This window comes from Natronocalculus amylovorans (genome assembly GCF_023638035.1).
In the GTDB taxonomy this organism is placed as follows: Archaea; Halobacteriota; Halobacteria; order Halobacteriales; family Haloferacaceae; genus Natronocalculus; species Natronocalculus amylovorans.
Genome location: NZ_JAKRVX010000001.1, coordinates 642,874 through 667,678 on the forward strand (window position 1 = coordinate 642,874; position 24,805 = coordinate 667,678).

The window sequence follows — 24,805 nt, forward strand, 5'->3', positions numbered from 1 at the left end:
CGGAAATGGTCAGGCGAGTTTGACTCGACCGCTTGTGGCGTCACGGAGCCGTTCGCGTAGTGTGGCGGCTTCGTCGATCGGCACCCGTACCTCGAAGCTGACGGTCGACTCATACTGTGCATCGAACGTCACCCCAGTTGATTCAAGAATCCCACGGACCGTCCCGGAATCGTCATACTCGACTTGCGCGGTAAACCGTTCATGCGGGATTTTTTCGACTGTTCCGGCTGCGGCGATCGCTTCTTTCACACCTCGCGAGTACGCGCGTGCGAGGCCTCCCACTCCGAGCTTCGTCCCACCATAGTACCGAGTGATGACGGCAGCAACGTTTCTGATGTCCTGTTGAGTGAGGACGTTGAGGGCTGGCTTGCCGGAGGAGCCTGATGGTTCACCATCATCACTACACCACTCACGAATCATTACCGAGCCGTCCCCAGGCCGTGCGCTTGAGGCGTTTCCAGCCGGAACACGATAGGCTGGAACGTTGTGTGTTGCATCAGCATGTTGCTCGTTGATCTCCGCAATGAATGCTTCAGCCTCCGACACAGTATCAACAGGTGCAATGTAGCCAATAAACTCAGAGCCCCGAATCTCAAAGCGGGCTGATGCTCGCTTTGAGACGGTGGTAAACGGTTCTGGGTCTGTCACACACGCACGTATGATTGGATACGTGTAATGGCTACCGATCGGGGTCGGGTTTCGACGCGACATCCGGCCCATATCGATCGGGATGATGCAGCCAGTACAACCCTGAAAAAGCGAGAATACCGATGATTTCGGCTCCTTTCGCAACCGTTGCAAGCGGTTCACCCGCAAGCGCGGCAAGGGTGTTTGTTCCTTCCCAGAGGATGAATCCGACACAAAGCGAGCCAAGCGTCCCGATCAACAGCGCGTATAGCCGTCTGTAGTGGGCTCCGTTGAACACTGCAACTGAGCCGCTAACTAGGACGGTCGATGCGAGGAGAAAAAGGTATGGCCGAACGTCAGTGACAGCACCGGTCAGAAGGGACCATGAGAGCTGTGGATAGAGCCACAGCAGGTGTGCTGCCGCGGTAATGAGTGCTGCCTGCACACCAACAACGTTCAACAGCGTTTCGCGTCGGGTCACTGTCCGTTGATTCGTCGGGTTGACAAACAGTCGTTTCGATTTGTGCCGGTTCAGTTTTAAAACTCAACACGACGAACAAACGGAAGCGATCGAATTGAGACCAAAAGATTGCCCGGGATTGGATCGTCGGTAATCACGTACAGCTTTGGCTCATCCGTAAACTCCGGATCTTCGCTGATAACTTGGCGGATCGAAATGCCGTGGTTTGCAATGAGGGAGGTAACTTCCGAAACAATACCGGATTCATCCGCCGCTGCGACTTCCACAGTGAGTACGGCCAGATCAAGCACGGGTGCAAGGTCCATCAGACTCGGAATCGAGGAGATGTTCTGAAAGATTCGTTTGAGCTCCGGGTCCGACAGGATCGCATCGGTTGTTGAGTCGACAACGCGGCGATCAACGTCAATCTCTCTGGCAATCCCGGTAAACGGAATTTCGATCCCCCCGGAGACAACACGGCCCTCCTCATTGACAGAAAAGCCACGCTCCAACAGCAGCCGAATCACCGCTTGCTGGCTTGGGCTGCCTTCGAACTTCTCCATGATCTCATCAAACATCTGTTGGCGTTGTTCGTGCTGGCGGTGGCTTAATTCTGCGGATCTCTCAGCTACTGCGGTCGATCGTTCCGGAACCGTTGTTATCTTTTGCCACCACCGTGAGTAGACAGTAATGGACCCCTCCGACGTGACATTTCGAGAGGCGACTGTTTCGGATGCCGATCGACTTGCTGAGATCTACCACAGTGCCTATACGGAGATTGTTGAACTCGGCTACGAAACCGGTGCATACGACGTGACCGCAGCGGAGATGTGCGAGTGGCTTGAGACGGCTGAAGTCATGCTTGTGGCAGAGTGCGAGGGGGCGATCGTCGGTGCGTGTAAGATCCAAACAAAATCATACTGGGACGTCCTTGAGCTCTGTCGGCTCGCAGTGCATGACTCCTACAAAGGAAATGGAATTGGAGGTGCGTTGCTTGCGGAGGGCGAACAGTGGATCAAAGATGCGGGCTGGGATCGGTTCCGGATCCGGAGCTATACGGGACATCCGTATCTGCTTGAAATGTATGAAAAGCGCGGCTATGAGGTTGTTGACGTGTATGAACTCGAAGACCACGACTACGACGTCCCAACGCTTGAAAAGACGTTGTAGCCTGTTTATAATGCACCTTTCGTACTTGGTGTGTCGCTTCGCCGATCGTCAATCCGTGTTGCATCGTCAAGCGCACGCGTGAGCGATTTAAACATCGCTTCGATCTCGTGGTGGGCATTCTCACCAACGATATCAACATGGAGCGTGAGTCCAGCATTCATCGCGAGCGACTCCGCAAAGTGTCTCGCCATATCGCTCGTGAAATCACCGACATATGACTGAGAGAACTCGCCGTTGAAAACAAAGTACGGGCGGGCGCTGACATCCACAACAACGGATGCAACGGCCTCATCAAGCGGGACTCGCCGATCGGCGTAGCGAACAATACCGCGTTTGTCACCGAGCGCCTCATCAAACGCCTCACCAAGCACGATCGCCACATCTTCGACAGTGTGGTGATCATCGATGTGGAGGTCGCCATCACACTGGACTGTGAGATCAAACAGCCCGTGTTTGGCAAACGCCGTAAGCATGTGATCAAAAAAGCCGATTCCGGTGTCGATCTTCGACTCACCGGAACCATCAATCACCAATGTCACATCAATTGTTGTCTCTGCTGTTTCTCGAGAGACTGCCGCGTTGCGATCGGTCATGGCTACACTCACACAGCCAAACCGTAAGGTGATTACGCTCTATGCGGAACCGGCCTCGCGTTCGACCGCTGAAAGCGCGTCTTCCAATGTGAATGTACCCTCATACAGTGCGGTTCCAACTACGACTGCTGCGGCACCCGCATCTTTGAGTGCGATGATGTCGTCGATCGTTGCAACACCACCGCTTGCGATTACTGGGATCGAAACCGCGTCACAGACACGAGAGACAAGTTCGGTGTTGACTCCCTCAAGTTGGCCTTCCACATCGACATCGGTGAACAGAATTGCACCTGCACCGAGTGCTTCGTACCGGCTCGCTGCGGCTGCTGGATCAAGCCCTGTTTTTTCGGTCCAGCCGGAGACGACAACTTCCCCGTCTTTTGCGTCAAGACTCACCGTGACCGTGTCTGGGTACTCTTCGCTTATTGTTTCGACAATATCCGGATTTTCGATCGCGGCCGTCCCAAGAATAACGCGATCGACGCCAAGTTCAAGCAGTTCAAATGCATCTTCGGCAGTACGAATACCACCGCCGATCTGTACCGGAACAGAAACGGAGTCGATAACAGCCTCAAACGCCGCTTTGTTTACCCGCTCACCCTCGAACGCTCCATCAAGGTCGACGAGATGGAGCGTTGCTGCACCCTGTTCGACCCAGTCAGTTGCCGCCGAAACGGGATCTCCATACCGTTTTTCGGTGCCACGTTCGCCCTGGACCAGTTGGACAACCTCTCCGTCTTGCACATCAACTGCAGGAATCACTTCAAATGTTGGGAAGTGGGGAGTCATATCTGATAGATAGGTAGTCGATTGCTAAAAGCCGCTGATTCGAGCAGCAAACCGTTAGATAGACAGGATTGCATCCACCACAATCCGGGTACCGATCGCGGTTAGACAGCCAAGCCATGTCATGAGCACAAAGTGGATGTATGCGGTTGCTTTGTTTCCACCGTCGATCGATCGGATCATGAGTGCGGAAAGTGCGGCGTTAAACAGAATCACGAGGAGCAATAGGTACTCAATGACCGGAATGTCATAGACACCAGCATAGATAATCCGGCCAAAATCAAACTGCTCTGCGGTGAGATCACTGGAGAGTTCTTTAAGAATATTCACGACCTCCAAGCCGATGAAAAATGCGAACGTTGCAGCGGCAGTGATACCGTAGAGCAATCCGATCAGTGTGGTTGTGGCTTGTTTTCGTTGGAGTCGGAGCTGATTTACGGTGTTCATATTTCGGCTAATCAGCTCACCTAACTGCTTTGGGCTTCCACCCATCTGCCGGCCGACAAGGTACATCTCGCTGAACTTTTGCATCAGATAGGACTTGCTCTCTGTGGAGAACTCCGACCATGCTTGGTCTGGGCTTAGCCGGATTTTTAGCCGTCGGTACAGACGGTTGATTCCCGGCGTCAACCCGCCAAAGTCTTTGGTTCGAAGCGTTTCGAGCACGTTTGAGGTTGTGCTCTGTTTTGCGGTCTCTGCAGCACCCAGCGCACGAATAAAACTCGGGAACTGATCGTCACGTTCGTGAATCAGCCGCTCCTCGCGGCGCATCACAATACCAGTGACAAGAAGGGGTGTCACTGGCACAGCAATGTATAGTGGGAGTGGGACGCTGTCAAGGAAAAACAACAACCCCGGAAGTCCCGGTCCGATTCCAACAAAGCCGAGGCCCATGAAAATAATAAGCGCCATCGACCCAAATGCGCCGATAAACAGCGAACCCCACAGACCACGGTTGTCATAAAATCGGTTCTCAGGGAAGTACCACACCGGATCGTACGGTGACATGGTCCGAATAACAAAAAAGAAGCCAGTTTGAACAAAGACGAACATCGTAATCACGCCGGCGACTGTCAGGGTTGGATTGACCCCCGTAAGGATCGGAAGGACGATCGCAAACACGAGCGCAAACGTCATCGAGAGAATCATCGACATGTATAGCTCCTTCATCACTTCGAGATTCCGAAGCGCGCCCTCGTAGATCGTAATGTAATTTTCGATCATTACTTCCTGTTCGTTAAACAGGAACTCACGAAGCTCCTGTCCCGCACCGAGGGTGTATCCAAGCCGCTCAAAAAAGTCCGCAAGCGCTTTACTCGGAACCTCTTGAGCACGGCGGCGAAGTGCGTCATCCAGACTTTGGTTCCACGTATCCACCAGATGGACAACACGGCCGATTTCCTCAGCGAGCACACCATACTCTTCTTCGCGCGCAAGCGTCCGAAACACTTCCATCCGATCGATATTTGTTGTCGAAAGGACAGTCATGTGTGTCATCACCAGATGGTACTGGTTTTCGATCTGGATCCGTCGCTGGCTTACATAGATTTTTGGATAAATAACTGCGCTTGTGAAAATTAACAAGCCAAGCAGCGGGATCGGGAGCTGAATCGCAAGCGGAACTGGAAGTACTACGGCAAGCGCAACTGACCCGATGAAGAACAACAGCGAGGGAAACAGGAACAACAGCACATACCGTCGCTTTGAGATCTCCAATTTGTCGTATGAAGCGAGGAGGTCGCCAAGAAATGAGAGCGCAGTGTTGATCTGTGACGTGATTTTCTGTGCTGAAGACATAGATGTTAGAACGGGCGGCTAAAATTGTGATCGAGCCATGGTGAATGGTAATCCTTCAACGCCATCGCGTTGGTATGCGTTGATCGCTTCGTTGACTTCGTGATAGCCCAGTATACCTTCCTGAATCATTCGCTCAGTTAGCTCCGCACGGAACTGGAGATCATCGTAGATGTCTCGAGTGTCTGCGTATCCAAGCAGTGTTGCGATCTGCTCTTCGAGCACGTAGGAGTTGTTCATTCCTTGGAAGACAATCTCGTCCTCGACTGGATCCCACGAAAAGACTTCACGGGTAACAACACCGTCCATCTCTTTCGAGTACCCCTCGATTTCTTGCACGCTTGTCACACGGCGAAGCACTTTATCACCCTGCTTGACACGGTTCTGGAACAGTGCTACATCTGCGTTATCCATGAACGTTTCTGGAACGTTGATCGGATCGCTTGTGAAACGCTGGATCATTGAGACAATATCGGATGCGTGGAACGTCAACATAACAGGGTGACCTGTCTGGGCTGCCTGGAATGCCATCCGACCCTCTGCACCACGAACCTCCCCCACAATAATGTAGTCAGGACGTGAACGGAGCGCGGCTGCAACAAGGTCGAACATATCAACCTCGCTTGAATCCTCGCCACCACCCTCACGAGTCAACAGCTGCTGCCACGTGTTGTGTGGTGGGAGGACCTCCGCGGTGTCCTCTGCGGTGTAGATCTTCGAATCGTTTGGAATGTACGAGAGGATGGCGTTGAGCGTCGTTGTTTTTCCGGATGCGGTCTCTCCCACAACGAACACGGTCTGTTCGTTCTCCAAACAGAGCCACAGATACGCTGCCAGCTCTGGGCTGAGCGTCCCCCAGTTCGTGATCTGATTGATCGATAGCGGCACTTCCTCTCCCTGACGGATCGTGAGCGATGACCCTTTGATCGAGACATCATCCGAGTAGATGATGTTGATACGAGAGCCATCCGGGAGTGTCGAGTCAACGATCGGATCAGAGTCCGAAACCGGGTCTCCGATCCGCTCACCCATATTTCGGAGCCAGCTATCGAACTCCGCCGGTGTTCCGAAATCAATGGTTGTTTCAAGCATACCAAACGTTCCGTGATCGACGTGGCACTCTTTCGGGCCAATGACGTGAATATCCTCATTCTCTGGGTCACGCATAACTGGTTCAAGCGGACCAAGACCGACGATATCCCGGTTAAGCCGGTATCGGATACTGTTGTAGGTCTGTCGAGAAACTTCGATTTTGCCGAAGTTCCACAGGTGTTTGACCCGATCGTAAAAAGTTGTGTTCCCGTCATTGATGAAGGTGACATCCTCAAGCAGTTCTTCAATAAGGTCGTCGTATCCGGCTTCATCTTCGGGTGCACTTCGGTGGCCACTCATCGAGAGCAGTTTTCGTTTAACCTGTTCGAGAATGATTGATTCATCCTCCGAGAGCGTTGGTTCAACAGCATAGTACTTCGTATCTTGCCCAACGTCACCGTATATATGACAGTAGATAGGCCCACCAACGGGGTAGAGAACGTTCGGGCGACGGACTTCATAATCGCCTGGATCTTCAACAAGTAACGGAAACTCACCAGTAATCTGTTTGAACTTCAGCAGATGCTCTCTGAGATGCGGTCGTTGCATCGCGATCTGCTTCAGTTCGTTTGATGGTTTTGGTTTGCCTTGATCCGTCATAACCCAAGTATGTTCCTTCTCTAATATTTAGAACCGACACACATTCGTTATGCGACGCTTCGACTCTCAATGACGATTCCGGTTCCCGATCGAACCGAGTATCCGATCGTATCACCGACCTGTTCACCCATTCCGGCGAATCGCTTTACTTGCACCTGTCGGCGGATATCGTTTCCAACCTCGACCATCTGGAGCTCGAGGTAGACATCAGCGATCGATCGGAACGGACCGATCGCCTCATCGTCAACCGCGGATGGGTCAACGGTAAGAACGATGATCTTCCCTGACGAGATAATGTCTCGGAAGAATGAAATGATTTCGAGTGCAGCCTGCCGTTCTTCGTTCTGTCGAACAAGCGCCTCGAACGTCGGGTCATTCCGGAGAATTGCGTCAAATGTGTCAATGACGATGACATCCGGCTCCCACATGGTGTCGGCCTCCATCAGCCGTTTTAAGAGCTTCTTTCGTTCGCCCTGTTTCGTACCTGTGAGTGCGCCAGCACTGTCGATATCCGCATGCAAAAACAGGAGCTGTTCATTCAACAGCGGTTTCACAACATCGTAGGACAACGAGTGCATCTGGTCGATAAAGCCACGAACCGTGAGTTCTGTCGAAAGGAACGTCACAGACGCACCTGTCTGGCAGAACCCATAGCTGAAGCGCTGTGAGATTGCACTCTTTCCAGCACCATAGTCACCCTCCATGAGAACGATACTGCCGTGTGGAATCCCACCCCCGAGCTCTTTATTGAGTCGATCGTGATCGTCCAATCCAAGCGATATTAGGTTGCGTCTAGCTCTGCTCATGATCTAAATTCAAACTCCTCTTGATCCCCATTTACGGTGAGGAAGATCCGGTTGTCCGTGTCGAGATCAGCTTCCTCAGCGGTGATTGTGATCTCGACAACTTCGTCAGGCCGCCAGACATCCGCATTATCTGTCGTCCCCTGCACCTCAATCGTAAAGTCTTCTTCACCCTGGAACTGTCCGTTTAGGAACATGTCTATGGCAGACTCCCTCGCCGGAATAGTTTGGGAGCCAGTGTTCCTCACGTGAATCGTCACATCAACCTCCTCATCTCCATTCTCAACAACAATGCTGCTCCCCGGATCGCTGATGATCGTCACATCCGTCCGCACCTGCTGGCTTACATCCAAACTTCCGTCCTGCACTGCGCTGCTGACACGATCGACGCCGGTGGTCAGTGTGCCGACGACGCCCGCCGCAACAACAAGGCTTGCAACGAAAATGATCAGATGAGAGGTCGAGACGCTTGCCATCTATTGCTCCTCCTCCTCAACAGTCTCAAGTTCGCCAGAGACACGAATCCCTTGTGTGACGACAACCGAGACGCGATCAGGCTCCTGATCAACCGTGGTGGTGAACTCCGCAGTTTCACCTGGTAGCCACAAATCCGTCTCGGTATCTTCGGTTTCTTGTATCATTGTCTCTGGCTCGTCTTGGTAGCTGTTATTGATCAAGAGATCAGTCCTGCTTAGTGGGATCGACGTTGAGCCGGTGTTTGTTACGTTCACTGTGACCTCCCACTCTTCGTCTTCATCTCCAATGTCTTCTTTTGTCGCGTTCTCCAACTCGATCGCCGTATTCTGTATGGAGAGCATCCGATCGGCTTGATCATCCTGTGCATCAGTGACACGGTCAACGCTGTTTGCCATCGCGGGGTAGAACATCCCAAACGCAAGGAAGAGCCCCACCACAATGATTGCCGTTGACGCACTGACACTGAATCCCATATATTGGCAGTCACTCGATTAGTATCCGGTTAGAACCCACCGTCGCCCTGTCCTGAAAGCGTATCCCAGCGATCGAGGATAACCGACGTTGCGGTTGTCCCGTTGAGCTGCATGATATACTTCAGGCTCTTGATGTGGTGATTACGTTCGAGATGTTCGGTTCCTGGTCGATCGACTTTGTTGCGATCGATATCGCCAAAACCCGAAAGGAACGATCGAAGTTGATCTGCAACATTCGGACCGATCCACTCGATTCGCTCATAATAGTTCACTGCGCGTGCGGCATCCGTAACATTGGATTTACCAACAAGGAACTCAAGCCACTCCATCACAACGAGGTCCCCAACGTAATCACCGGGGAGCTGTGTGAGATACGGCTTCTCACCACCAGCCGCCAGTTGATCCGGTTGGACAAACTGGAAACTGCCTGCGGCGCCACCGCCGCCGGACTGTGATGTCGGTTCTGGCTCTGCATCGGCGTTGGTTTCGATCGGTGCGAGGTCCTCGCTTGACTGGCCGTTTTCCATTGGGCCACCGAAGTCATCACCGTCATCAAACTCATCGTCGAACCCGCCTTCATCCTCGAACTCGTCATCGAAGCCGTCGTCAAAGCCATCGTCTTCAAACTCATCGTCGAAGCCATCATCGAACTCATCGTCGGCCCCCATCTCGTCATCGGCCCACTCAGCTTCGCCGGAGTCGTACTCTTCTTTTAATTCGCTAAACGTCTTACCACCGGATTCGGTTTGATCACTGACCATCTCTTCTGATTCTGTTTCTAGTTCGTCGCCGAATTCGTCTTCGGCGTCGTCGTCATCGAGGTCTTCATCAAAGAAGCCCTCTGCGTCGGCACTCATAATCGATTCATCGACGTCTTCTTCAGCCTCTTCTTCTTCCTCACCTGAGTCGAACAACCCAAGCGATCCGTCACCGCCGAGGTCAAAGTCGCTTCCTCCCTCGTCGACAAACGGGTTGATTCCGCGGGTAACCATCTCATAGATATCGAGAAGATTTCTGATGTCTTCTTCAACATCTTCAACTCGTTCGGAGATCTCGGTATTTTCACTTCGAACGGTGTTGACCGTCGATGAGAGGGTTGCAACTTCATTTTCGAGTTCATCGAGCTGGTGTTCGATCTCATCGAGATCCGCACCATTTCCGCCATCATCTCCACCAAAGGCATCGCCACCCTCGCCGAAGCCACCCATGTCGTCGAAATCATCAAAGTCATCACCCATATCGCCGAAGCCACCGCCACCTCCAGCATCATCCATCAACGCGTCTCCACTTCCTCCTCCATCGGAATCCCCATCTTTGGAGTTGTTGTCGAGGATCCGTTCGAGGATGCTTGCACCAACGAGCCCGAACGCACCCATCGCGGCCGGCCCGAGCAGCAGTAGTTCGATACCGCTCAGGCCACCGTCTGTCAGCGCCGGGAGTGTAATCAACAGCGACATACCGAGGCCCATTACCGAAAAACATACTCCGAGCCTACTTCAAACCACCTCTCCGAATTTCAGCGTTGAGATTTTGCGCCGTTTCAGAGCGTTTTTTTCCCATCTTTTGCCGTCCGAACAATTAATCCGGGGATTTTTGGGTTGAATATAAGCGATCGGCCACTGCTTCCACCGGTGTCAGCACCCTCGATTGGTATCGATCGTGCCGAGAGTTGTTGTGTTGCTACTCGAATATTTCGTGCGCCGATACTATTTTTGCCACCTGAAAACTCAAGCATCTGGCTACCACCTGCAATCCACGAATGGAGTCGCTGTGGCTGCGCACCTGCGGTTTGCATTGCAGAAATTAGCTGTTCGAGACCGGTATCAACGTATTTTTCGGGCGCAGTACTGCGTCCATCGTCCGCTGTTGGTAACATTGCATGCAACAGACCGGAGACACCGGCTTCTGGGTCATACAGTGCAATGCCGATACAGGACCCAAGCCCACTCGTAACAAGTTGAGTGTCGTCAGTTACGACTGCCAGATCTGCAATTCCAACTTTTTCCCGATCAACGGCCGCGCCATCTGGGCTTGTCAACGTTACAGTCACTCGTTTGCACTCTCAAATTTGGGGTTCGTAGTTATGCGTTATGCGTTCGAAGGGAGCGCAGAGAGCGTCTTCGCCAGCTCTCTTTCATCCGGTAGCGCATAGATATCGCAGTGGCCTTGTTGACCGCCCATCTCGATCGCTGAGTCGATCACAAACGCATAATCTTGCCGTTGGCCGAGCTTGCTCACAACCGGACTCATAATTGAAGAGCCCATATCGTGCACATAGTTCGGTGGTGAGTGTTCGATACTTGTTCCGAGGACGTTCGCCCAACCATCAATGAAGCCGCTTGTCATGATGTTGCCAAGCTCTTTTACCGCCCCTTCAGTCATTGCGCCAATGCCATCCTCTTGCATTCCGCCGGGCATCATTGCCGAGGCAACACTTTTTGCGGATCGTTCGTCAAACAGGATGACAAGATAACCGCTCGGCATCCCGGTCAGTTTGAATACGACCCCGACCATCGTTTCATCACCAACCTGTGCTGGGACGCCGGTCAGTGGGACGAACCGGATACGACTGATATTGACGCTTGTCTCCATTCCAGTCATCATGCCGATCTGCTCGGCCGCCCGATGAGCACCGCGCTTTGCGAGGCCATCAAACGCTCTGAGTTTGTTTGCCGGAATGGCTGGTTCGCTGGGGCTACGTGAAAGCAGATCCACAAACTCCTGATACTCCGGAAGCATGTAGATCGAGAAATCCAGATCGACATTCATCGCTTCCAGCCTGCTCTCAAAAAGGAATACACCCTTTCCGCTCGCCGCATGAAGCGTCTCGCGTGGGAGAATTCGCGTTCCTTTCGCCTCAAGATAGGTTGGGGGCGTCATGTTGATCGCTTCATGCAGATGGTTTGCCCATCCGTCGATGAAGCCGCCGATCATGATGTTTCCAAGTTCACTCACGCTGCTTTGAGCAAGTGCCTGACTTGCACCTGCTTTGTTGAGAAGGAGTTTTTGGAGCGTTTCGGCGCGTTCGCGCTCAAACGCAAGTACCGTCTCGCCGGAGAGTCCGCCTTCGAGTCCGACAGAGACACCGACAAAGTTGCGGCCACCGAATGTCTCTTGTAGAACGCTGTCTGTGACAAGACTGACGTCAGTCACCTCGACATTCATTTTAACGCCAGTCAACTGGGAAAGCGACGCCGCGGCTCGCTGTGCCCCTTGTGAGGCAAGATGGTTGAATTGGCCGAGCTCGCGGATGTCCAGTCTCATTTAGGCTGGAACCACGTCGTTGATTGCGTCCAAGACGTTTGGCTTCTGGAACGGCTTTGTGATGTAGCCGGATGCGCCCGCCTTGATCGCTTCTTTCATCTTTTCTTCCTGTCCGACACTGGTACACATGATGATCTTTGCGTTTGGATCGTCTGTGGTAATCTCGTCTGTGGCTTCGATCCCGCTTCGGATCGGCATCACAATATCCATCATCACAATATCTGGATCTTCCTGTTCATAGAGGTTGACCGCTTCAACACCGTTTTCAGCCTCTCCAACGATCTCAAAGTCGCCTGCTAGAATCTCTCGGAGCAGATTGCGCATGAACTCCGAATCATCTGCGATGAGCACTCGCTTCGCCATATATCTAATATGGACAATGGCAGTCGCTTAAACACTTGCCTACAGTTATCAACCGTGAGAACAGACACCGGCGGTGAGCGTGGGTTTTGTTAGTCTTTTCGCGACGGTGGGACGGTGAACGACCCCTCTTGTCTGACAGCAGTGAGAAGGTCCGCGATCGAATCATCCGGTGTGAGCCCATACGTTTTCAACATTCCATAGACGCTCTGAACCGGATAGTCAACCTCGGTATCCATTGATGCGAGGAGAATTCCAATGACACGCTCCGGGGGTAGTTCGTCTGTCGCTTGATCGGCATACCACAGCAGCATCGATTCAAGCGCGTTGCCGATGTCGTTGGAGGCAGCTCTCGTCCGTTTGACGTTGCCCTCCATGTCGATCGTCAAGTCGTAGCCATACTGCCCTCGATTTTTCGCAAACGATTTTGCAAGCCACTGGCTCACATCGTTCGCGCTAATGTTGCCGCTTGGCTCCGGTGGTTTGTTGGGTGTCGATCGATCAGGCGTTGGGGTGTCTGTTGGCTGTGGATCTGGTTGTGTTTGGGCTGTTTGTGTGGTGTTCGGTTGTGGTTGCGGAGCTTGTTCATCCGCGTCCTCATCGTCATCTCGTTGCAGCCAGTCCTGTTTTTCCAGTGCATCTGGATCGACTCGTGGGGTGCCGCTCGGTGAGACAACATAGCGGCCCTCGTCGATCTCCGCGACCTCTCGGCGTCTCGAAATGTCGAGGTCGTTGGGGTCGAGGACCGATCGACGCTTGCGCTTGCTCTGCTTTTTGTCAGAATCATCCGGTGCCATGGCTCTGTGGTAGTTGTGGTGTTCAATAAATGAATGTTACTCCCCGATGGAGTGATGGTCGTTTACAAGCGGTACGTTTGGTCTTCTTCGATCGTACTTGGTGCTCGTTTTTCAACGAATGCAGTACCACCTGACGCTGTTGTGATGGTAACAGTCATTGTTTCACCTTCAGCCAGCGTTTCAATATTGTCAAGATCGAACACGAGTTGTGCTCTGTCGCTTGAGTCAGAGAGTGACCCTTCACTGGCACCTTGAATATCGACGATTGCAAACTCGCTTTCACCGGGAGTCGCATCATCGAAATCATCCGCAATACCACCTTCGTCATCGAATGTTAGCGTATCTGAAGAGCCATCAGCAAAGACCTCAATAATAGAGTTATTGAGATTTATATCATCTGCACCGGGACTCCGAAGAACGGTAATCCCGACTTTGCTAATATTATCAGTGTCATTAGCTTCACCAATGACGGTCGAAATTTGGACGCGATCGACCACCTGTTGGCTGCTCTCTTCACCAGTTGCTTCTGCTTGTGCTTGGAGGAATCCAGCGGTGTTTATCAGCACACCAGCGGCAATTGCAGCAACCAGCACCATCGCGATGAACACGATCAGGGTACCGATTCCCACTTGACCTCTATCTTTGTCGTTTGTGTTAAACATTGTTTCGTCTGTGTTTCATTCCACAAGTACGGTTACGCATCATCATCTGGCGGCTCTCAAGCAAGTGGCAACAACAGTCATCGAAATCGACATAGCAAGATGATCGGTGCGTAATGTACTGTCTACGCTGTGCTGGTTGGCTGCACGCGTAGATGGCAATGAAAACTTACAATTTAACTCACATAAAAACAAGTGTCAAAATATTTTATTTGATAATCAAACAAATAATAGAGAGACTCAGCCTTGTTGGTGATTATAAAATAAGAGACGTACGGAATTAGTATAACACAACCGCAGAGGTTGTGTGATACTTACAGGCGGTACGTTTCGCCGGTTTCGATCGTACTTGGAGCTCGTTTCTCAACGAACGCAGTGCCTCCTGATGAGGTTGTTACCGTGATCGTGACTGTATCTCCTTCTGAGAGTGCACTCTCATCGCCAAGTGCGAAGACAAGTTGCGCACGGTCACTCGAGTCGGAGAGGTCACCCTCTTCAGCGTTTTGGATGTTGACGATGGAGAAGTTTTCACCGGCATTTGGGTCTGCATCATCGAAATCATCCGCAATACCACCTTCGGCATCGAATGTGAGTGTATCCGATGACCCATTTGCGAACACTTCAATAATCGAATTATTGAGGTTTATATCATCAGCGCCAGGGCTTCGAAGGACGGTCATTCCGATTTTATCGATCTGGTCCTCATCAGATGCGTTCCCAATGACGCTGGAAATCTGGACGCGATCAACCACTTGTTCTGCACTCTCTTCACCGGTTGCTTCTGCTTGTGCTTGCAGGAAGCCAGCGGTGTTAATGAGCACACCTGCTGCGATCGCTGCGACGAGAACCATCGCAATGAACACAATCAGCGTACCGATTCCCACTTGACCTCTGTCGTTATCGTTGAACATTGTTATAATTGAATTTGGAATCGTATGTTGGTTTACAATCTGTACGACTGACCGCTTTCAACGGTGCTTGGTGCACGTTTCTCAACGAATGCAGTACCACCTGCTGCGGTCGTGATGGTGATGACAACATTGTCGCCCGGTGCGAGCGCCGCACCATCGACGTTTTCGTTCAAGCTGAACTGAATTTCAGCTCGATCATCACTGCTTGCAAGGGTTTCGGGGTTATCTTCGTCGCCTTGGATCTGTTCGATCGTGAACTCGTTGTCACCATCTGACTCATTTACCAAAGTCGCAGACGTGCCATTGGCAAACACTTCAACGACGACATTTGATAAGTCGATATTACCAGCACCTGGTGCACGTCGAACTGAGACGTTGAGATCGTCAATTTCGTCGTCGTCGTTGGCGGTCCCAACAACGGAGACAACTTCGACACGGTCGCTTACTTGTTCTGCAGTCTCTTCACCGGTTGCTTCTGCTTGTGCTTGCAGGAAGCCAGCGGTGTTAATGAGCACACCTGCTGCGATCGCTGCGACGAGAACCATCGCAATGAACACAATCAGCGTACCGATTCCCACTTGACCTCGGTCGTTTTTATCAAACATTAGTATATAAATGAATTATGTAGCTGTGATTTACAGACGGTATGATTCGTCTGATTCAACGGTACTTGGTGCGCGTTTCTCAACGAACGCGGTACCACCTGACGCAGTGGTGATTGTGACGGTTACCGAGTCACCCTCTTCAAGTGCTTGTCCGTTGGCAGAAAGATTGACAATCAGATCAGCACGGTCACCACTGTCAGCGAGAACATTGTCATCGCCTTCGATCATGGTGATGTTGAAGTTATTTTCATCTGGCGCATCGTCACTGTCTGCATCGAATGTCAGTGTTGACGAGTTTCCATTGGCGAATACCTCAACAATGGAGTTATTGAGGTCGATATTACCAGCACCCGGCGAGCGGCGAACTGATGCCTCAAGCTCGTCAATCTCTTCACTATCGTTCGCGTTTCCGACCACCGAGACAACTTGTACTCGGTCGCTTACTTGTTCTGCGCTCTCTTCTCCGGTTGCCTCTGCTTGTGCCTGCAGGAAGCCTGCAGTGTTGATAAGGACGCCTGCTGCGATCGCTGCAACAAGGACCATCGCAATGAATACGATGAGGGTCCCAATCCCCACTTGACCTCTATCTGTCGACTCTGAGTTGTTTCCGAACATTGTTTGTTGTCGTCTGCGGACGCATCGCCCGTTCCAGACGTTACTCCAACGAAGCAACAGCTACCGTATAAAGGTAATTTCCAAAATACCAAGAGTGATAACAATGCTTCAGCCCTCAAATAACCCGAATTCGGCAAATTAGCCCAATTACATATAACCACTCCGATCAACTATACCTCGTTCCAGTTCTCAGTCCTGATAACAGAACCACGCCCAAAAACAACCCTCAATCCGGCTTAATTGTAGGAAACTAAACTATAGACAACGAACATGAATCCGGTTGTGGTTAAGGTGCTGTTAACCACCAGCAGCGATCGGACGTTCTCGAAATCAGTGACAAAGGCACTGATTGTCGTTGCCACCGCCGCGGCAACGATGAGCGCAAAGCCGATCGACAAATGGACCATTGCGTGCTTTTCGGTATCCAAATATGCCCGTATCGCCATCCAAACCATGGTGAGCCCCGCGAATGCAAGTCCAGCAGTTGTGGCGAGATACAGCACTTCGACGAAATTCATGTACGGTTCGAACAGATCAGGTGGGGCCTGTTAAGCATCGCTATCAAAATACCACCAGTGATAACATCGGGTAAATATCGCTGACGCGGGCACCGACACCCTTTTTATTTCAAAGAACGCAGATATCAACGAATGGCTACGGATGAGCTCATCGAGGTGCTTGGAAACAAGTACAACACCGAAATCCTCGCAGCAACTAGCGAGCCAAAATCCGCCCAAGAACTCAGTGATGAACTTGGCGTGCCGATCGCAACCTGTTATCGGCGGATTAACGAGCTCACCCAAACTGACCTGCTCGAACTACACGATCGACCACTCTCGGATGAACACCGTCGAATCAAAGTCTACCGGCGGAACGTCGATCAGATCGAGATTGATTTTAAAAACGGCATGAGCGTCGAAATTTCCGAACGGTCGGAAGTCAAAAACAAACTCGACGAAGTGTGGCGAACAATGTCGGACGCCTGATCAAGTCATAACTGATCCTCTTGCGGAGATGGAGCTGATTGGTTACTAATCGGTACGAGAAAGGCTATACGCTTTGCTGGCGTTTATTCCGCAGTTATTATGCGATCGAATAGTACACCAACTACCACCCCCCAACGATTCTCTCGCCGATCGATTCTTGCCACGCTTGGAGCTGTTGGCGCAGTCAGCCTCAGTGGTTGTCTTGAAGATCTTACCGGCCGAGCAGAAGCCGCAGCGACCGATCGGCTCATCTCAACCACCACTGCAACGCCAGCGGCATTCTACGCAGGTGAGGATGAGCATACCGATCGACCAACACGCTACGCACGCGAGTATATCCCGATTACCGCCCGTGGAGAGCTACAGGGTCGCTCACAGAGCGTCCAACTTGATGGGTGGAATGTAGATGAGATCGTATTCGCGCAGGACTACAATTCAACGCGATCGAACCGACGGAAAAACGAGATGTGGCAACCACCGGATGACGAGGATACGACTGACGATCAAGACGAAGACAGCAATGACGCCGATCGCCTTCGTGAGTATTTCTCGGGTACGCCAGCGGTCGGCCACCGCTTTGCAGTCACCGTGCCGGATGCGACGTTTGTGGCAGACGATCGATCACTTGTCGATGAAATAACACCCACACGGCTCTTCGAACAGCTGGCACGAGATGGCCCAACCGACGCGACAGATGATGGCAAAGCGTTCTCCTGGAGTAGTGGTGGAGACAATACAATCTATTGTTGGGGCGGTGGCCCACAGGAATCGAGCGGAAGTGAATCATCAGGATCGAATGGTGGATCAAGTAGCGACAGCAGCAGTAGCAGTAGCAGTAGCAGTGGCTCAACAGCAAGCAACAGTGGGCGAATTTGTGGACGAACCGACCATCTCACGATCGACCTCGGTGGATTGGGACGTGATCTCGACGTAGCGGTTACAGATCGATCGATCGCAGTTACAACCGCTCATGGCGGAACGACAGCAGGCTTCTGTTGGGAACTCCGCCCGGGATCAGACGATCGCGATGCGATCGCACAGCCACGGCGATCGATGCCAGACCGCTGGGGCGAAGAGTACGCGGTTGGAAACGTACATACAACCCCACAGTTGGTGTGTTCCTGTATTGCAACACCGGTAGACGGGCCACCGCTTCCGGCTGTATGCTACGTCCAGCGGATTCGACACGACGACCAGTATCTTTTCGTTGGCGGCTGGACGATCGACGATGCTGCGATCTACGAAAACAGCACAACAATCCTCACAAGCGAAGACGTTTGTGAGGTTGTATCAGTCGAATATGCCGAGGTTGCAGAAATGCGTCGATCGATTCACCAATCGCTTCGACGCGATCGAAGCACACACGGTGCAACCGCGTATGACGGGCCGTTCGATGAGGCTGAAGAGCAGTTCTTCCCGCAATCGTTCCGTGGAGACGGCACTCGACGATTGCGTCGGCATGACGACCGATCGTTCGATCGATGTCTGCTGGTACCGTTGGATGCACCGATCGCACATCTATCGGCTGAGGGAGGTCCATGTGACTGTGCCGAACAGCCGTGCTGTCCGAATCTGATTCCAGCAGTGAGTAACAGTGTTAACTAACTGTTCGTAAATTAGGATCGGAGCCTTCTGGTGTGGAAATGGTCTTTGTGAGCGTGACCACTTGAATTAAAAATAGCACACAGATCAGCGCGATCGCTGCAAGGTACACAATAATTGAATCAAAGCACAGACACCCGATCGCAGTTGCTCACGAGTGTAGTGTTCTGAGAGAAAAACAAATCCGCTATGTCAGAAACTGACTATGCGAGAGATGTAGTTGAAATTATACGCGGGTAACGTTGGTCGCGCGAGGGCCTTTTGGGGCCTGTTCAATACTGAAATCAATTTCCGTTCCTTCCGTAAGATCCTCGCCGCCAACATCTTCCATGTGGAAGAAGACATCGTCGTCAGCATCGTCCGTCGAAATGAAACCGTAACCGCCTGTGTCGTTGAAGAAATCAACTTTTCCGTTTGCCATTGCAATTATACAAACTGCCGTTACACGGATAAGGCTTGGTATTTGTATATTAGAATCATATTTTGCTGGATGAGTGTCTTGTATAATTTGTTTTTGATGGACATTCTGCGATAAGCATCGGTTTCTCGTAGACAATATGATCAATCGGTCGGAAGGAGAGCAACGTTTGATGATATCGACAGTCTCTGATGACACAACAGATAAAACAAACAAATACAGATGTTCCAGCCGAAATGCGGGGGTATAGCAGCAAAAATCGATCGAATACCCGCCAGTAGCGGATCAGCTCTCCGGTTGCCATGCCGTGGGCATACATAATCGTCGTTGATAATCGTCAGTTACCGCCGCAGCCACACCACAGGAGTGAAAATGAAAGTACAACGATCAGAATGCCCGACTGTCTGCCCGTGGTGCCCGCATTAGATAGTAGTACAACAGTTAGAACGATGGGCCACTACCGCCACCCATCATTGAGAATCCGCCGGCTCGCTCATACACCGTAATGCCTTCGTCACTGATTTCCATCGGGAAAATATCCGTATTTATGCTCTGTTTCCGCATCTTTGCAACCCAGACGTATCGGTTGACTCCGGAGTCAGTCGGTGTCTGGATGAAGTATATATTGCCATCTGTCAGAAAATTCTCTAGCCCAATCTCCGTCTCCGGGAACACAGCTCCCTGTTCGTTGATGAGCAGCGAAGTCATTCCGTGTTGTTTGAGAATATCGGAGAATTTCAACAGATATGTCCGCTTCTCTTTCTCATCGTCGAAAAAGAGTTGAAACATCGTCAGTGAGTCAAGCACGAGCCGATCGTAGCTCTCATCAGCAAAATCTTCTAACAGCAGATCCATTGTGGCGGTGAAATCACCCTCACGGAGCATCTTGTTTTTACCGTAGACTTTGATATCGCCACTTTCGACAAGCTCTTGCCAGTGTTCCATTCCGATACTTTCTGCAGCACGGCGGATATCGTCCGCATTCTCTTCAAACGAGATGTAGATTCCGCGCTGATCTTCCTCAGTGGCCCCGGTATAGAGATACTGGATGCCAAAGATACTTTTTCCCGTTCCGGGGTTGCCGCTTACAAGGACAGTCGATCGCTCTCCAATACCACCACCGAGGATGGAGTCTAATCCATCAATTCCAGTTCTGATTATGTCTGACATGGGCACACTTATTGGAGACATATGTTGCCCTCCTAAAAGAGAGCACCGCCTTTGGGATGGCTACCAACCCAACCAAGTGAGCGATAGTACCAGATAATATAGCTGAATTTGCAATGTTGTTGCCAGTTATTCAGTTAGGTTTATAGGTTCTCGCACAAGCGTATTGGTACATATGGGTCGGGAGCAGGTGAATTTCGTGGGAATTGGTCATTCCACGACAGCGACCACTTTGCGGGTGAGAAACTAATGGGCACACATACGGTATTAATTGTCGAAGATGATGAGTCGATCGCACGACTATACAAGCGGTTTCTTTCCACGAAATATGATGTTGAGGTGGAAACAACTGCAGAAGGGGCTACAAATCGGGTCATTTCTGACACAAAGCCAACAGTTGATGCAATTTTGCTTGATCGCCGTCTCCCGGACGGAGAGGGTGCGGATGTTCTCGAATCGATCCGAGACCAGAAGTACGACTGTCGAGTTGCGATGGTAACTGGTGTTGAGCCTGATTTTGATATTATTGGAATGGGTTTTGATTTGTACGTGGTCAAGCCAGTGAGCAGAGATGAACTAATTGACGCGGTTGAGACGCTGCTTGTCCGAGGTGACTATGATGGCCTCTTACAGGAGGCCGCGGCCCTTGCGTCAAAACGGGCGCTCCTAGAGTCTGAAAAGGACAGAGAAGAGCTCATAAACAGTAGCGAATATACAGAGCTTCTCTCGGAGTTGGATACGCTGGATGAAGAACTCCTCAAAATGGCGGAAGGACTCACTGCTGAGGATTATCGTGTGATGTTTCGAGACCTTGGTGAACAAACTAAGACACCGTGACGAGGCTAGTCTGAGGTAAGTTGTTCGCCAACAATCCGATCGGCTACCGAAACAAATTCATTCTCCGTTCCAGCAGGAATTGTTGCACCTGCGGCCACATTGTGCCCACCGCCATCACCACCGACTGACTGGGATGCCTCTCGCATGACCACAGAGAGATCCAACCCCTTTCGAGTTAAAAAATGACTCCCGCGAGCAGACACCTTTGTTTCCTCTGCGGACTCCGCTGCAAACGCAATGATTGGGAGGTCGTGTCGAATGCCATCCGCTCCAACTGCCATACCTGCAATGATGCCGACGATTGTCTCGCGGATTCGTGTTCCTGCATCGAACCATTGGATGTTCGACTCAACAGTGACCCCCTCTGAGGTAACCCACTGCAATCCTTCGGAAAGATTGCGTCGGTGGTTCAACAGCAACGATCGAGCCTCAGAAAGTGCATCCTCTCGATCGCCGAGACAGACGGCAAGCCCGACATCCGCCCGATCATATCTCGCAGTTGCATTCAAAAGTGTCGAAAACTCACTTACATCTCGAAGTTCGGTCCCAAGCTCCTCCGCAGGGAGCTGATACGTAGTGCCGACGAGGTCGTTGATTCGATCAGCAGGCACACCGCTTGAGACTGCCCGTCGGATCAGTGCATTCACGAGCGTTTTTCGTTCATCATCTGAGAGATCAACCCACCGCCGCCACTCACCGTCTTGTTTAACATCAATAGCAAGCTCGGTGACGAATGCGATCGCCCCACCTTCGTTATTTGAGATCCCCGGAATTCGAGCCTCGCTTGCGTATTCAAGCAGTTTCGGAAGCGGTCGAGTCTGTTTGCCGTACAGTGTGAGATCGGTACTGACGGAGACAACCCCTGCGGCTACACCATCTTCGACAATACCTTCATTCGCTCCAGTCAACCCGTCCGTACCACTTTGCATATCACCAACCGCACCAACAACAGCCAACGCGGCAAGGTCACGATTCGAGCCGGGCGTTGGCTCCAATGCCCGGGCAAGCACATAGCTTGCGCCAGCCCCGGATAGCTCAGATGCACCATCAATCCCGAACAGCAGTGGGTTGAGGTGATACTCGGTCTCAGCATCCGCTGGCTGGTGATGGTCAGCAATAACAGGCGTGAAGGCACCATCCTGTTCGAATTCCGTAATGATATCCAGCTGTCCACTCCCAAAATCAGTGAACAACACGGTCTCGTGATCCGTGACAGCAATTGCTTCGATCACCTCACGATCGAGCTGTTTTGCAAACACCGTCTCAAACGAGATCCCAGCACGTTCAAGCGCCTGTGACGCGACCGCCGCACTTGTTAATCCATCTGCATCAATGTGTGAGGCCAAAAGCACAGATGAAGCCGATCGGAGTCGATCAGCACAGTGAGTCGCTCGCTCCGAAAGCGCCGGAACTGGCGCAGTATCGCTCATATGTGAGCCTACAGTCGCCATGGCAGTTAAGCGATTGGCTCAGTGAGCGACTCAGCGAAGAACGGATTGATAATAGATATGACATTGGAACGTCGTGGTGAATACGATGCCGTCTACGGAATACGACGAAAAAAATCAAAACAGTTAGAAAATCAAATATATTAGCGTGGGTATGTTGCTTGCAATCGCCTACAGCAAATCAGCTCGGGAGACGGTTCGCAACATGACACAGAACTACCCAGAGCAGATCGTTCACAGCCATGGAAGAGTTGTCGCATTCAAAGAGACCGAGCTCAGTGCATTCTTGGTACTCAGGCTACGCGCAAAGCATGGTGATTCCGTTCTCGTACACGAGACAGAGACGTTCAACGAGTTTGAGCGAGTTGAAAAACCGATTCGGGATGCTGCAAGAGCATACGAAACCCGTGACAAGAAACATCTCCCTTACCACGTCTTTGTTGCTGGTACATCCCATCCTACAGTTGAAGAAATGAATACACAGACGCTATGATTGTCCGATATGTTGCAGACCCAAGGAGGCAATCTTACAGCGAACAACAGCTTCCAACTGACTGTATTGAGACACTGTGGCGATGGCTGCAGACTGGACAGTGTCAATCGCTCTCAAATGGAGAGTCGGCCAAACCAGGGTACAAACAGCTTGGGCGCTGTTGTGGTACATCGACCGCCTCGGTAACAACGCTACTTGCGGCCGCAGCAAGAACACATGAAGAAGGACAGAAGCAGCCCCTTGTCCAACAGCAGACTATGCAGCAACCCTCCCAATCAACGGCAACCGAGCGTGCAGCGCTCAGGAAAGAGCTTGCAGAGCTGAGAAAACAAGCAGATCGGCTCGATGCACGGGCAATCATACTACAGAACAGCATCGGTGCACTTTCGCAAACTGGGCGGCGAACAACAGCAGATAAAAACGAGTTGGAGACAGTACTCCGTAAGCGGTCAGCGGTCGAAACCCAACGGATTGCTGCAGAACAACAGCTTGAACAGCTTACGGCAAAAGCACACCAAACCCGGGAACAGGCGCACAAGCGGCTCCAACGGTACGATCGGAAAAGCAACAGACAAAAACAGTATCGACAGCAGGCAGTAGACCGCTGGTATCCTGCATTTAAAAAGGCAGTCGCTGCAATTGACCCAACAGTAGCCGTTGGAGAGACACCCACAGACTATGCAGGTAACAAGCAGATCGCACAGTATGCTGCAATTTCGCTCTCTGCGATCGAAACCCCAGTCTTACTTGAGGAGATACCATTTGCTTCGATTGTCGAGACGGCCAAAACGCTCAATGTGCCGGTCGTTGTGCCAAAAAAGGTAGAGTCCTACGATTGAAGTGCGGAGTATGTATTTCGAACTGTTACTGGTGACACATCCGCAACTGAGGCTGCGTCTTTCTGTGTGATCTCATCACTAAGCTCCAGTGCCGCAGTATACAGACAGGCAGCGGCCACACCAGACGGGTTCTTGCCATTTGAAATACCACGCTCTCGACAATCAATGGCAAACTCATGTGCTCGTGACTCCGTTGCTGCAGAGAGACCGAGCTGACTGGCGTATCGTGGAATAAACTCAGCAGGTGCGGGGGGTCCAAGCGCAATATCTAATTCACGGTTGAGCGCTTTGAATGCGGCATCAAACTCGTTATCGGTGGCTTTTGTATGCCCAACAACTTCGGTTTTCGTTCGGGAAATTGACACCATCCGACAGGCGGCGTACACACAGGCAGCGGTGAACCCCTCAATAGAGCGGCCCTGTAACAGTTCCGCATTCTGTGCCTGTCGGAATAGTTTGCACGCAGTCTCATGGACAACCTTTGGAAGCGAAAGCGCAGAGATGTGCTGGCGGATATCGATGAATGCATTACGTTGGTTTCGTTCGCGTTTGGTTCGTGTCTGAGAGCGCCGGTGCTGTTGTCGGAGGCGGGCCATCCGTCGGCGGCGGCGTGGAGATGTCGAGCGGCTCCGCCCAATCCGTGTCGAGAGCCCACGATCGTGACGAGTTGGTGTTAGTGGTGCACCAGTACGTTTCGGATCGCTCGCATCGTCGTCAAACGATCGCCACTCTGGGCCACGATCAAGATTATCTTCCGCAATGATCAGCCCACACTGTGTACACACTGATTCGCGATTCTGTTTACGGACGAGACTATCACATTCTGGACACGTATGCCGTGTTGTTGACATCGCTTATCTGACTGTCTGCTGAGACATCATATATAAATAATTGGGGTGCTGGCCACTAATAGCAGCTCTTTCTGTCGG

The 24,805-nt window shown here is 51.7% G+C and carries 30 protein-coding genes; 6 read left to right on the plus strand and 24 right to left on the minus strand.

Annotated elements, in window-relative coordinates; genetic code table 11:
• Positions 1-9: 9 nt before the first annotated feature.
• Genes AArcSt2_RS03450 through trpY form a run of 3 tightly spaced genes read right to left on the minus strand, consistent with a single transcriptional unit; the run spans position 10 to position 1,665 of the window.
• Positions 10-648 carry an IMPACT family protein gene (locus AArcSt2_RS03450; RefSeq protein ID WP_174652497.1) on the minus strand — a complete coding sequence of 213 codons (639 nt, stop codon included), beginning with the start codon at positions 646-648 and terminating at the stop codon, positions 10-12.
• Positions 649-679: 31 nt separating this feature from the next.
• Positions 680-1,108 carry a hypothetical protein gene (locus AArcSt2_RS03455; RefSeq protein WP_250582914.1) on the minus strand — a complete coding sequence of 143 codons (429 nt, stop codon included), beginning with the start codon at positions 1,106-1,108 and terminating at the stop codon, positions 680-682.
• A 56-nt stretch (positions 1,109-1,164) separates the two neighbouring features.
• Complete coding sequence (gene trpY / locus AArcSt2_RS03460) at positions 1,165-1,665, minus strand: TrpY family transcription regulator (protein WP_174652495.1); 501 nt, start codon at positions 1,663-1,665, stop codon at positions 1,165-1,167.
• A 112-nt stretch (positions 1,666-1,777) separates the two neighbouring features.
• Between trpY and AArcSt2_RS03465 the strand changes: the two genes are divergently transcribed.
• Complete coding sequence (locus AArcSt2_RS03465) at positions 1,778-2,257, plus strand: GNAT family N-acetyltransferase (RefSeq protein ID WP_250582916.1); 480 nt, start codon at positions 1,778-1,780, stop codon at positions 2,255-2,257.
• A 5-nt stretch (positions 2,258-2,262) separates the two neighbouring features.
• Here AArcSt2_RS03465 and hisB read toward each other — a convergent pair whose 3' ends face one another.
• From hisB to AArcSt2_RS03550, 17 genes are all read right to left on the minus strand, one after another.
• Positions 2,263-2,850: an imidazoleglycerol-phosphate dehydratase HisB gene (hisB, locus tag AArcSt2_RS03470; RefSeq protein WP_250582918.1), complete on the minus strand. Its 588-nt coding sequence runs from the start codon at positions 2,848-2,850 to the stop codon at positions 2,263-2,265.
• Between the two features lie 39 nt (positions 2,851-2,889).
• Positions 2,890-3,639: a 1-(5-phosphoribosyl)-5-[(5-phosphoribosylamino)methylideneamino]imidazole-4-carboxamide isomerase gene (hisA, locus tag AArcSt2_RS03475; RefSeq protein WP_174652492.1), complete on the minus strand. Its 750-nt coding sequence runs from the start codon at positions 3,637-3,639 to the stop codon at positions 2,890-2,892.
• Positions 3,640-3,693: 54 nt separating this feature from the next.
• Positions 3,694-5,433, minus strand: a complete 1,740-nt coding sequence (gene flaJ, locus AArcSt2_RS03480; RefSeq protein ID WP_250582920.1) for an archaellar assembly protein FlaJ — start codon at positions 5,431-5,433, stop codon at positions 3,694-3,696.
• 18 nt (positions 5,434-5,451) lie between these two features.
• A complete protein-coding gene (locus tag AArcSt2_RS03485) occupies positions 5,452-7,122 on the minus strand; it encodes a type II/IV secretion system ATPase subunit (RefSeq protein ID WP_174652490.1) in 1,671 nt (556 codons plus the stop codon).
• A gap of 47 nt (positions 7,123-7,169) precedes the next feature.
• On the minus strand, positions 7,170-7,928 hold the full coding sequence (arlH, locus tag AArcSt2_RS03490; RefSeq protein ID WP_174652489.1) for an archaellum protein ArlH: 759 nt from the start codon (positions 7,926-7,928) through the stop codon (positions 7,170-7,172).
• Positions 7,925-8,401: an archaellum stator protein ArlG gene (arlG, locus tag AArcSt2_RS03495; RefSeq protein WP_250582922.1), complete on the minus strand. Its 477-nt coding sequence runs from the start codon at positions 8,399-8,401 to the stop codon at positions 7,925-7,927. The genes arlH and arlG overlap by 4 nt, the downstream gene beginning before the upstream one ends.
• Positions 8,402-8,875: an archaellum stator protein ArlF gene (gene arlF, locus AArcSt2_RS03500; RefSeq protein ID WP_250582924.1), complete on the minus strand. Its 474-nt coding sequence runs from the start codon at positions 8,873-8,875 to the stop codon at positions 8,402-8,404.
• Between the two features lie 29 nt (positions 8,876-8,904).
• Positions 8,905-10,344, minus strand: a complete 1,440-nt coding sequence (locus tag AArcSt2_RS03505; RefSeq protein WP_250582926.1) for a FlaD/FlaE family flagellar protein — start codon at positions 10,342-10,344, stop codon at positions 8,905-8,907.
• A 71-nt stretch (positions 10,345-10,415) separates the two neighbouring features.
• Complete coding sequence (locus tag AArcSt2_RS03510; RefSeq protein ID WP_250582928.1) at positions 10,416-10,925, minus strand: chemotaxis protein CheD; 510 nt, start codon at positions 10,923-10,925, stop codon at positions 10,416-10,418.
• A 38-nt stretch (positions 10,926-10,963) separates the two neighbouring features.
• Entirely contained in the window at positions 10,964-12,139 is a 1,176-nt protein-coding gene (locus tag AArcSt2_RS03515; protein WP_250582930.1) for a chemotaxis protein CheC, read from the minus strand.
• On the minus strand, positions 12,140-12,502 hold the full coding sequence (cheY, locus tag AArcSt2_RS03520) for a chemotaxis protein CheY (RefSeq protein ID WP_250582932.1): 363 nt from the start codon (positions 12,500-12,502) through the stop codon (positions 12,140-12,142).
• An 89-nt stretch (positions 12,503-12,591) separates the two neighbouring features.
• Positions 12,592-13,296 (minus strand): DUF7500 family protein, encoded by a 705-nt coding sequence (locus AArcSt2_RS03525; protein ID WP_250582934.1) that lies wholly within the window; start codon positions 13,294-13,296, stop codon positions 12,592-12,594.
• Between the two features lie 62 nt (positions 13,297-13,358).
• A complete protein-coding gene (locus AArcSt2_RS03530) occupies positions 13,359-13,958 on the minus strand; it encodes an archaellin/type IV pilin N-terminal domain-containing protein (protein ID WP_250582936.1) in 600 nt (199 codons plus the stop codon).
• Between the two features lie 311 nt (positions 13,959-14,269).
• The gene (locus tag AArcSt2_RS03535; protein WP_250582938.1) at positions 14,270-14,866 is read right to left on the minus strand and encodes an archaellin/type IV pilin N-terminal domain-containing protein; all 597 of its coding nucleotides are present in this window, start codon (positions 14,864-14,866) and stop codon (positions 14,270-14,272) included.
• A gap of 32 nt (positions 14,867-14,898) precedes the next feature.
• A complete protein-coding gene (locus tag AArcSt2_RS03540) occupies positions 14,899-15,471 on the minus strand; it encodes an archaellin/type IV pilin N-terminal domain-containing protein (RefSeq protein WP_250582940.1) in 573 nt (190 codons plus the stop codon).
• Positions 15,472-15,501: 30 nt separating this feature from the next.
• Entirely contained in the window at positions 15,502-16,086 is a 585-nt protein-coding gene (locus tag AArcSt2_RS03545; RefSeq protein ID WP_250582942.1) for an archaellin/type IV pilin N-terminal domain-containing protein, read from the minus strand.
• A gap of 236 nt (positions 16,087-16,322) precedes the next feature.
• Positions 16,323-16,604 (minus strand): DUF7521 family protein, encoded by a 282-nt coding sequence (locus tag AArcSt2_RS03550; protein ID WP_174652478.1) that lies wholly within the window; start codon positions 16,602-16,604, stop codon positions 16,323-16,325.
• A 132-nt stretch (positions 16,605-16,736) separates the two neighbouring features.
• Here AArcSt2_RS03550 and AArcSt2_RS03555 point away from each other — a divergent pair, with 132 nt between their 5' ends.
• Entirely contained in the window at positions 16,737-17,072 is a 336-nt protein-coding gene (locus AArcSt2_RS03555; protein WP_174652477.1) for an ArsR/SmtB family transcription factor, read from the plus strand.
• A gap of 99 nt (positions 17,073-17,171) precedes the next feature.
• Positions 17,172-18,677, plus strand: a complete 1,506-nt coding sequence (locus AArcSt2_RS03560; RefSeq protein WP_250582944.1) for a hypothetical protein — start codon at positions 17,172-17,174, stop codon at positions 18,675-18,677.
• Positions 18,678-18,900: 223 nt separating this feature from the next.
• On the opposite strand, the gene AArcSt2_RS03565 is transcribed toward AArcSt2_RS03560, so the two are convergent.
• A complete protein-coding gene (locus AArcSt2_RS03565; RefSeq protein ID WP_174652476.1) occupies positions 18,901-19,095 on the minus strand; it encodes a cold-shock protein in 195 nt (64 codons plus the stop codon).
• A gap of 438 nt (positions 19,096-19,533) precedes the next feature.
• Positions 19,534-20,262: an RAD55 family ATPase gene (locus AArcSt2_RS03570; RefSeq protein WP_250583147.1), complete on the minus strand. Its 729-nt coding sequence runs from the start codon at positions 20,260-20,262 to the stop codon at positions 19,534-19,536.
• Between the two features lie 246 nt (positions 20,263-20,508).
• Between AArcSt2_RS03570 and AArcSt2_RS03575 the strand changes: the two genes are divergently transcribed.
• Positions 20,509-21,096 (plus strand): response regulator, encoded by a 588-nt coding sequence (locus AArcSt2_RS03575; RefSeq protein ID WP_250582946.1) that lies wholly within the window; start codon positions 20,509-20,511, stop codon positions 21,094-21,096.
• Positions 21,097-21,101: 5 nt separating this feature from the next.
• On the opposite strand, the gene recJ is transcribed toward AArcSt2_RS03575, so the two are convergent.
• On the minus strand, positions 21,102-22,526 hold the full coding sequence (recJ, locus tag AArcSt2_RS03580; protein WP_250582948.1) for a RecJ family nuclease: 1,425 nt from the start codon (positions 22,524-22,526) through the stop codon (positions 21,102-21,104).
• Between the two features lie 172 nt (positions 22,527-22,698).
• Here recJ and AArcSt2_RS03585 point away from each other — a divergent pair, with 172 nt between their 5' ends.
• Both AArcSt2_RS03585 and AArcSt2_RS03590 read left to right on the plus strand, forming a co-directional pair.
• Positions 22,699-23,037 (plus strand): DUF7855 family protein, encoded by a 339-nt coding sequence (locus tag AArcSt2_RS03585; protein ID WP_174652473.1) that lies wholly within the window; start codon positions 22,699-22,701, stop codon positions 23,035-23,037.
• Positions 23,034-23,876, plus strand: a complete 843-nt coding sequence (locus AArcSt2_RS03590) for a DUF7856 family protein (RefSeq protein ID WP_250582950.1) — start codon at positions 23,034-23,036, stop codon at positions 23,874-23,876. The genes AArcSt2_RS03585 and AArcSt2_RS03590 overlap by 4 nt, the downstream gene beginning before the upstream one ends.
• Here AArcSt2_RS03590 and AArcSt2_RS03595 read toward each other — a convergent pair.
• Complete coding sequence (locus tag AArcSt2_RS03595) at positions 23,867-24,727, minus strand: transcription initiation factor IIB (RefSeq protein WP_174652471.1); 861 nt, start codon at positions 24,725-24,727, stop codon at positions 23,867-23,869. The two genes, AArcSt2_RS03590 and AArcSt2_RS03595, sit on opposite strands and share 10 nt — an antisense overlap.
• Positions 24,728-24,805: the final 78 nt, after the last annotated feature.